General features: G+C 58.5%; 7 protein-coding genes and 1 tRNA gene. 5 read left to right on the top strand and 3 right to left on the bottom strand.

The annotated features are described in order from the left end of the window. Positions 1–84: 84 nt before the first annotated feature. The 4 genes from queC (at position 85) to tsaB (ending at position 3324) form a co-directional block, all read left to right on the top strand. Positions 85–765: a 7-cyano-7-deazaguanine synthase QueC gene (gene queC / locus WBP53_RS06340; protein ID WP_423927057.1), complete on the top strand. Its 681-nt coding sequence runs from the start codon at positions 85–87 to the stop codon at positions 763–765. A 319-nt stretch (positions 766–1084) separates the two neighbouring features. Then, positions 1085–1159: transfer RNA gene (locus WBP53_RS06335), tRNA-Lys, on the top strand. Positions 1160–1288: 129 nt separating this feature from the next. Next, positions 1289–2629, top strand: coding sequence for a cell envelope integrity protein CreD (gene creD / locus WBP53_RS06330; RefSeq protein ID WP_423927055.1), 1341 nt, complete (start codon positions 1289–1291; stop codon positions 2627–2629). Further along, positions 2626–3324, top strand: coding sequence for a tRNA (adenosine(37)-N6)-threonylcarbamoyltransferase complex dimerization subunit type 1 TsaB (gene tsaB, locus WBP53_RS06325; protein WP_423927053.1), 699 nt, complete (start codon positions 2626–2628; stop codon positions 3322–3324). Before creD ends, tsaB begins: the two co-directional genes overlap by 4 nt. Before the next feature lie 114 nt (positions 3325–3438). Here tsaB and WBP53_RS06320 read toward each other — a convergent pair whose 3' ends face one another. Next, complete coding sequence (locus WBP53_RS06320) at positions 3439–4236, bottom strand: class I SAM-dependent methyltransferase (protein ID WP_423927051.1); 798 nt, start codon at positions 4234–4236, stop codon at positions 3439–3441. A gap of 74 nt (positions 4237–4310) precedes the next feature. Here WBP53_RS06320 and WBP53_RS06315 point away from each other — a divergent pair, with 74 nt between their 5' ends. Then, positions 4311–5573: a 2OG-Fe(II) oxygenase gene (locus WBP53_RS06315; protein WP_423927049.1), complete on the top strand. Its 1263-nt coding sequence runs from the start codon at positions 4311–4313 to the stop codon at positions 5571–5573. 182 nt (positions 5574–5755) lie between these two features. Here WBP53_RS06315 and WBP53_RS06310 read toward each other — a convergent pair whose 3' ends face one another. Then, positions 5756–6490 carry a class I SAM-dependent methyltransferase gene (locus WBP53_RS06310; protein WP_423927059.1) on the bottom strand — a complete coding sequence of 245 codons (735 nt, stop codon included), beginning with the start codon at positions 6488–6490 and terminating at the stop codon, positions 5756–5758. Between the two features lie 407 nt (positions 6491–6897). Beyond that, positions 6898–8769, bottom strand: a complete 1872-nt coding sequence (locus tag WBP53_RS06305) for a hypothetical protein (RefSeq protein ID WP_423927047.1) — start codon at positions 8767–8769, stop codon at positions 6898–6900. Positions 8770–8788 lie beyond the last annotated feature (19 nt).

Genomic DNA, 8788 nt, shown 5'->3' with positions numbered 1-8788 from the left:
CTCGCGCGCCGTTCACATTTGCTGCGATGCGAAATTCAACGTTGGAATCAGAAAGAGCAAACCCTGGCGACTTCAAACGCAATCATGACTGAACAATCACAAAAATCCGCAGTAGTCCTGGTTTCGGGCGGCATGGATTCCGCCGTCACGCTGGCATTGGCTCGTGAGCAGGGCTTCGCTATCCATGCTCTCAGCGTTTCCTACGGCCAGCGCCATTCCTCCGAACTGGTCGCTGCGGCACGAATCGCGCAGGAGCTCGGTGCCGTGCAGCACAAGACCGTCACCATCGACCTGCGATCCATAGGCGGTTCGGCCTTGACTGCGGACATCGATGTGCCGGAACAGGGGGGCGATGGCATCCCGGTCACTTATGTGCCCGCACGCAATACGATCATGCTGTCCATCGCACTGGGCTGGGCTGAAGTACTCGGTGCGGACGATATCTTTTGTGGGGTCAATGCCATCGACTACTCGGGCTATCCGGATTGTCGGCCGGAATTCATCGAAGCATTTCGGCAACTGGCCAACCTCGCGACAAAGTCGGGTGTTGAAGGCCATCAGCTTCGGGTTCATGCACCGCTTATCCGGATGAGCAAGGCGGACATTGCCCGCGAGGGGATTCGGCTTGGAATCGACTTCGCCGGCACTGTTTCCTGCTATCAGGCAGACACGGATGGACGCGCATGCGGACACTGCGATGCCTGTCGCCTGCGTGCTGAAGGATTCGCTGCTGCCGAAATCGAGGACCCGACACGCTACCGCTAAGGGGCGAATGCCGTTAAACTTCGCGGTTCGCGTGAAATGCGTCCGATCGTTTGTGACTAAATCCGGGGCGTTCGGGGGGACAGGCAAGTAGCTGTGAGCTCGAGCCACGGCTTCTCGTAGGAAGCGGCTTCAGCCGCGATGCGCTTGCCTTTGATCGGCTGCGCATCGCAATCGAAGCATGCAGCAAGAATGGCGGTGATGGGCGTGGAATTGCGATGTGGCATGTCGCAGCCCGGACCCTCACCCCGTACCCTCTCCCACGGGGAGATGGGGAGTGATCGTCGCGCTTTGCGCGACAGCGGTATTTGATTGAAGCAGGGGGCCGTTAGCTCAGCGGTAGAGCAGTGGACTTTTAATCCATTGGTCGAAGGTTCAAATCCTTCACGGCCCACCACCTTCGTCTCATTCGCTTGCCACAAGGCAGGCAGGGCAGCACTCAGTGCCCGGAAATGGCCATATTCGCGGCCTGTTCCAGCCCATTCCGTCGTGTCTCATGTCCCTCAGCCTATCGAGGAGCACGATCATGCAAGCGCGGAGTTGGACTCAGGGTGTCACCTTCAAGGCCATGGGCGTCGGGCTGCTTGCCTTGCTCATGTTGATTCCGCTCTGGCAAGTACAGAGCCTGACGCGCGAGCGTCAGGGACTGGAGCAGCAGGCGCAAACCTCGATCGCCGAGCGCTGGGGCGGGACCCAGCTTGCGGGCGGGCCGATGCTGATCGTGCCTGTACGCTGGCAGCTGCAGACGGACAAGGGCTGGATCAACCGGGATGAAGCGAGGTACGTCCTGCCGGAGCAACTCGATGTTCGCGGCAATCTCGAAACCGAAGTACGCAGCTACGGCATCTACGCGACGCCGATCTACACGGCCACGCTGTCCATGACCGGTCACTTCCGCGCCGATACGATTTCCCAACTGGCCGCTCACGGTGGGGTGCCGCAGTGGGAGCAAGCGGTGTTGCGGGTTCCGGTGTCGGATGTTCGTGGCATTCGAAGCCTGTCGGCCTTGCGTATCGGCGGAGAGGAACTGGCGTTTGGTCCTGCGAGCACGGTGACAGGCAGCATTGCGGGTACCGAAGTGCCATGGCCCATCGATCCTGATCAAATGACTGGCAAGAAGGAGTTTTCGTTCGACTTGCGTCTTGCCGGCACGGCCGAAATCCACTTCCTCCCATTGGCGCGGCAGACGGATGTGACCCTGTCCGGAGCCTGGCCGGACCCCAGCTTTGCCGGTGCATTCCTGCCAGAGCGGCGCAAGGGCGACGCCTCGGGTTTCGAGGCCTATTGGCAGGTGCTCGATCTCAACCGCAGCTACGGGCAGCAAGGGCAGGCGTCCGAGCTCAACGTTCATACTCTGCGGCAATCCGCATTCGGTGTGGAGCTGTTCCAGCCAGTGGGGACCTATCAGCGCAACGAGCGCGCCGGCAAATACGGTGTCTTGTTCATCGCGCTGACATTTATTTCCCTGTTCCTTTTCGAGGCGTTGGGCCGGTGGCGCGTGCATCCCGTCCAGTACCTGATGGTTGGCCTCGCACTGTGCACGTTCTATGTCGTACTGCTGGCCTTGTCCGAGCAAATCGGTTTCGCCTGGGCCTATTCCATTGCAGCCATTGCGGTGGTGGGCATCATTGCTGGCTACGCCGCAGCGTCTGCACGCAGTCGCAGTGCAGGGCGAACGTTGAGTGCGTTACTCGCCCTGGTCTACGTGCTGCTCTATGGCCTTGTCATCAGCGAGCAGTATTCACTGCTGATGGGCGCGATTGCCCTTCTCGTGGCGATTGGCGCGCTGATGTACCTGACCCGTCGCATCGACTGGTATCAGATGGGCGGCGACGTGGCCGAGCGCACAGGTAGAATGCCGTCATGAACCTGCTCGCCTTCGAAACTTCCACGGAATGCTGTTCGGTCGCCCTGAGTCGCAATGGCGAGATCATCGCGCGCAGCGAGATCGCGCCGCGCCGCCATGCCGAACTGCTTTTGCCGATGTGCGATGAAGTACTGGTCGAAGCCGGAGTATCGCGTCGCCAGCTCGACGCGATTGCGGTCGGCCGAGGACCCGGCGCATTTACCGGTGTTCGCCTCGCCATCTCGGCTGCACAGGGGATGGCCCTTGCGCTCGATCTTCCGGTCATTCCGATATCGTCTCTTGCCGCCCTGGCCATGGAGGCGCCCGCCAATGGCAGGCCGATCTTCGCCATCATCGATGCGCGCATGGGCGAGGTCTATGCCGGTGCCTTTCGCCGGGCTGTCGATGGCCTGGTCGAACCGTTCGGATCCGAAAGCGTGGGTTCGGCCGAGGCGCTGGATCTTTCCACGGCAGCCGAGTGGAACGTGGTGGGGACCGGTTGGGAAACCTATTCGGCCATTGTCAGAAACAGGATGCTTTCCGAACCGGCATCAGCCAACGGTCTGTGTTACCCGCAAGCAGCCGCTGTGGCGCGGCTCGCAGTTCGTGAACACGCAGCGGGAGTCGGGCTTGCTCCGGAGCTGGCATTGCCGGTCTACCTGCGCGACAAGGTCGCCCTGACCAGCAAGGAGCAGGCGCAGGCCAGGCAAGCTTGAGCCCACTCCCGCACGATTTGCACGGCTGGGCACTGCGCAACCCCCAATCCGCGATGGCCTTGGGGTGACGTTGGCCGTGTATGCGTGATTCCCTCAAGGAGTTCGTTGCCCGGACTAGATGCGCTGAAGCACCAGTTCGAATGCCTGACCGTCTTCGTGTTGCGCATCCCAATGCACGATCTTCATGCCGTGACGCGGTGCCACCCGTTTAAACCAGGTGTCCGAAAAATACGTGACGTGGGCAGGAACGTGCAGATAGGAGTATGCCTTCCAGGCGTCGATCCCCATTTTCGGGCTCCAGCCCGTTGGCCGATGGGGTGCGGTCACGAAGAGTTTTCCGCCAACCTTGAGACGGCTGGAAATCGCTCCTAGCATGGATTCGGGATCGACCAGATGCTCGATGACATGAGTCATCGAGGCAAGGTCGAACTTCTCGCTTGCCGGCAAGCTCTCCAGGCTTCCAACGTGGTACTGGTCCACCCAGGCACACTTGTCCGCGCACTCGGCACTAACATCCTGGGCAACGGTAAAGCAGCTGGCATCAGCATCCTTGCTGGCCCGCGAAACCCATGCGAATCCGGCTCCGACCTCAAGAACGCGAGCCTCGCCATGCGAAAGTAGTTGTCGATCTCGCACCGCACTTCCGTAGTACTCAAGGATCTTTCCAATCTGCTCATCGGAGGTGTAGTGATCGTCGGCAAACTGCACCGATTCCTCATAAAGAACGCGAAGATCATCATCGGTGGGAGCAGGATTCAGATAAACGGAGTCGCATTCCGGGCAATGAAGAAGCTCGAACTCGGACGTGTGGAAGGGGCCGGGATGCGTGGGTGCCACCTTCCCGACCACGTCCAGGCTGGCATTCTCTCCGCAAGCGCGACAAGGAGTCTTGGTCTTTCGCTTGAAAAACATGGGGTTCCGCCTCCAACGCGTGGATGTGCCAATGGCTTCGTATAATTCCCGGACCCTCCGGCCCGGACGCCTTGATGAAAGTGATCTCAGCAGCAGCTGCCCAGCATTGTAAGGACTTTGCGCTTGCATTCAGCGTAGCAAAGCCATTTAGACATGTGGTCATCAATAATTTTCTTGACCCTGAATTTTGCCGACTGTTGTGTTCGGAGTTTCCCGGGTTCGAGGATCGGCATGCCCTGAACGAGATGGGTCAGGTGGGTGGCAAGGCTGTGCGCATGGATGTGCGGGATATTTCCGAAACGTATCGCGAACTTGATCGCTACCTGCAAACGCCGGAATTCCTGCAGTTCGCATCCGAAGTTACGGGAATCCCTGACCTGCTATACGACCCCGACTACATTGGTGGTGGCACCCACGAGAACCGCCACGGACAAGGGCTGGATGCACACGTGGACTTCAACTATCACCCGCGTACAAAGTGGCATCGCCGGCTGAATATTATTATCTATCTCAACGAGGAGTGGGAGTCGGAGTGGGGCGGGGAACTCGAGCTGCACTCGGATCCCTGGGACGCAAGTACCAACCGAACCGTCCGCGTGTGCCCACTGATCAACAAGGCGGTGGTCTTCGAGACAACCGAGACTTCATGGCACGGGTTCTCGAATATCCAGCTGCCTGAAGATCATCAAGGCGTATCACGCCGATCTTTTGCGATTTATCTGTATACGCGAGAGCGTCCTGCCGAAGAAACCGCAGCGCCCCATGCGACCATCTATGTGCCCGAAATGATGCCGGTGGATTGGCAAGCTGGGCGCCATCTTTCCGATGCAGACATGAGGGATCTGCGCAATCGCTTCGTCAGACTGCGCACCCAGTTGCGCTACCTCTACGAGAGGGAAAAGCAGTTCGGTGCCCAGATCGCCAGCCTTGAGTACGCCCTGGCCGAGGCGCGTGGCGCACAGCGGGTGGAACTCCAGGGCTACGCCACCCAGTCGGGTGGACCCATGGGAATATGGCCCGATGGCTGGGTCAGTTCAGAATTCGAGTTTGCTTTCGAACCCACGCGCAGCATGTCTGCGCTGGTTCTCGATCTCTGGGCACCCTCCCAATTGGATACGGATCAGGTCCTGCGCATCGAATGGGCCGGCGATGGATTTACGCAGAATCTGGCGCGTGGCTCACGAACGAAGGTGCGATTGAAGCTTAGAGCTGGGGCAGGAAAACTTGTGACACTCAAGATCCATGCTGCGGAACATTGGCAACCCTCCGCCGACGGCAGTTCAGGTGACTGCCGCGAACTGGCCTACAAAGTTGTTTCCGCGGAGTTGGTCCACTGAATAAAACGGCTATCGGAGAGGAGGATAGGGCTACATACGAGCATGGTTCGCGCCAGACAGCGACCTTGACGGACGCAGTGCCTATCCCGGTTCCCGCCCACTTGGAGCCGTGAGAATAGGCAAATGTGACTCGCCGGTTGGCGTGGGGGTTTCCGATTCTCCCTTGCTGTTGAATGTTCCAACTACCAGCCCGGCTCCATGACAATGCCTTGTTCCTTCGATCGCAAATCAATTCCAAGATGAAGGTTTGGCCGGAGTCCTGGAATGGCCTCGGCTGCTTTCGACACCACTCTCTTCATGCCTGTCGCTACTTGCGGATAGTAATTTCGAACCGATTTCGCCTTGACAGTATTGAAATCCGGAGACAAGAGACAGAAATATCGAATGAGTTCGAGCCGGGAGAATTCCCTCCAATGATGAGCATGGGTGTTGGTGCCCAGAATTCCATCCACACTTAGTCCTCCGCCGAATCCGCGCAGGAATCTCATGACATCCCACGCACGGCCATTCCATGCGTAGTAGTTGGGTGTGGTCACCAACAGGCGTCCTTTGGGGGCAAGAATCCTATAGACCTGCTTCCAAAATCGCACAGGGTTGAAAGTCAAATGCTCGATGATTTCAGTAAACAAGATTACGTCGATGCTGGAGTCCGGGATCGCATCAAGTGCGCTCGCTGCCTCAAGATCGTCGCAAGGGATTAGTTGAATGTTGTTGGCGCGGGCGATGGACTGCACGCTCGTCATTTCAAACGTAATCGGCATATCTACGGCAGTGACTTTGAACCCCGCATGTTCCCAGAGAATTGCCTGGTGCAGCCAGTGGGCCCCAATATCCAATACGCGGTTTCCGCGCGAGAGGTCCCATGTCGAGCAGAATTCCTCAAGCGTAGATGTGAACCTGCGGTAGTGGTGAGTCAAATATGCCAGATCGGTATTGCCGTGCGGCAAAAAATTATCTGCGAAGGCTTCTGGGTCTGGTATTGATGGCCGTACTGTTGGTTTCCTGAATGGAGTTTTGGAAGGTTTCGGTGCTGGCTTGGGACACCAGAACGAATATCAATTGGATACGGGTCAGTGGTTGAGCTGGTAGCGTACAGCACGCTTCCAACTCGCGAAATTGGCTCGCCGTGAAGTGTGATGCGGAGGTATTTTTCCGCCTATATCCTGACAGCTTGACCTGCTGCTTGAGTCAAGTGACCTGCACTCAATGTGGTTGTGAAACACAGCATCTCCGTCCCAGGTGTAGTGTCGGAAGGGTGGTCATGAATTGATCGAGCGATTTTGTCAAGTTCAGTTCTTGAGCGTGAGCCTGCATTCTGTGGAGCTCATTGGCCCGACGGAATTTCAGCTAACACAATGGCGGCAACCAGATCTGGATCGAGCAAAGCCAGGCGATAGGTTCGCGAGCTACTGAATTCCTTGATGTACCCAGTATAGCCACGCTTTCTGGCGCGCTTAAGGCGTGGTCCAGACGGTTGGCCGTCGATAAAACTGGGTAGAACGATGCCACGAACACGGTTTTCCGGATCGAGCACTACCATGGGCCCCTGGTTCCGAACCCATCGAATCTCATCGGCTATGAACACATCAAATCTTGCCGCCGGCATATCGCTAAACTCGTCATGGACAATTTTCAGGCCATAGACGACAACGGCAGAGCTATTCGGCGCAGTGGACAGAGGAAAGTGTGAATCCATCAGACCGGCCTCCGGGCCGGCAAACATGGCCAGACGATTTTGCCGTAGAAGATCAAGTGTATGAACTACGTCTTCGTGCGACGCTGAAGCATCGTTGGGGAATATCCGGGGATCAAAAACATCCGACAAGGCCGCTGCGGCTGATGCCTGGCTGTTCTTGTAGACCGCCTCGCCCCAGCCGGCCCAGCTTCTGTGGCTGGGCAGCAGTAGCCCGGGAATTACTATTGCGAGAGCGATTGTCGTGGCCTTGAGTGCAAGGCGGGCACGATCCAGCCTCAGCAGAGCCAGGATGGCGATGCCTATCCAGAACGTGCATGACCAGGGCAGGTAGCGATCAGCGAAAATATCATCGGGTAGCCTGATCATGTGGTCGAGTCTTCCGACGCCGATCAGCACCGAAATTGCGGCGCCGAACAAGGCCATGGTCAGGGCAACGTTCTCTATCGCGCTGACCGGGCCGCGGCGAAGTGCGCGTTTCAGCAAAGCGATCGCCAGCAAGAAAAGGCCGGCAAGCCCGAGGATGAGTGATCCCGTCATCCTCAGCGAGATGCCAAACAGTTGCTGGATGCCGTTGGCCGAGCTGGAAACCAGGGAGCCAGGCAGTCTGGCTTGATTGTCCGCGGCCATCCAGTGGTAGAGCGGGGGATCGGCGAATCCCAGCCAGGCATTGACCCATGGAGATCCGATCCAGCGTGCTGCCGTAGCGATGCTGTCGACGGGGCGGAGCTGCAGCATCTGGCGGACACCGTCGTCACCGGGCAGGACGAACAGATAGATCGCCAGTGAAACCGCGAGGCCGACCACAAGCATCCCTATCGCACGAGGTGAAACTCCAGATACCCAGGCCACCAGCGCGATGGCAGGGAAGGCGGCAACGCCGGCACCGAAGCAGAACGTCGCTCCCGTGCACAGGATAGTCGCTGCAGTCATCCACCGGACCGGTGCATGCAACGAGGCTCGATGTACGCACAGTGCGCCGAGCAGGACCAGCGTGCCCGGCAGGTAGACATGCAGCAACTCGTTGCCATGCAGCAGCATGCGGGCATTCGCCAACCAGAAGATGCCGATCACGGCCACTGCAACTGCGGCCGCACGCATTGGCATGGAGATCGCGCGTTGGCGCCACGCAGCAAGCGCGGGGATCGTAGCCATAACGGATGCGCAAACCGCGCCCACGGTGATGTGCAGGGTCTGGTTTGCACCCATCCAGCGGATTTCGGCCAGGGTGATCAGGATCGGCAGCAGGGGGCGGTGCCCGTTCTCGAGCTGGATGATGTTCTCCGGGAACGCGAACTCGAGGTAGTGCGGATACATCTTGTACTGGTCGAACATCGGTTGGCGCCAACCGAAATTGATGATCTCCAGAAGGCCGGTAAGCAGGAAATAGCCGGCTTCGAACAGGAGCACCAGGGTGGCCAGCAGGCCGACGGCCCGGGCAAGCTGTCCGAATCGCGTTCCCGCACTGGAATCATCGAAAACTGTCGACCAAAAAGTTTGCATGGGTCAACCCGGCTTGGGA

It is taken from the genome of Dokdonella sp. (assembly GCF_049593775.1).
In the GTDB taxonomy this organism is placed as follows: domain Bacteria; phylum Pseudomonadota; class Gammaproteobacteria; order Xanthomonadales; family Rhodanobacteraceae; genus Dokdonella.
The sequence above is the reverse complement of the archived record's forward strand: the minus strand, read 5'-3'. Positions and strand labels throughout refer to the sequence as shown.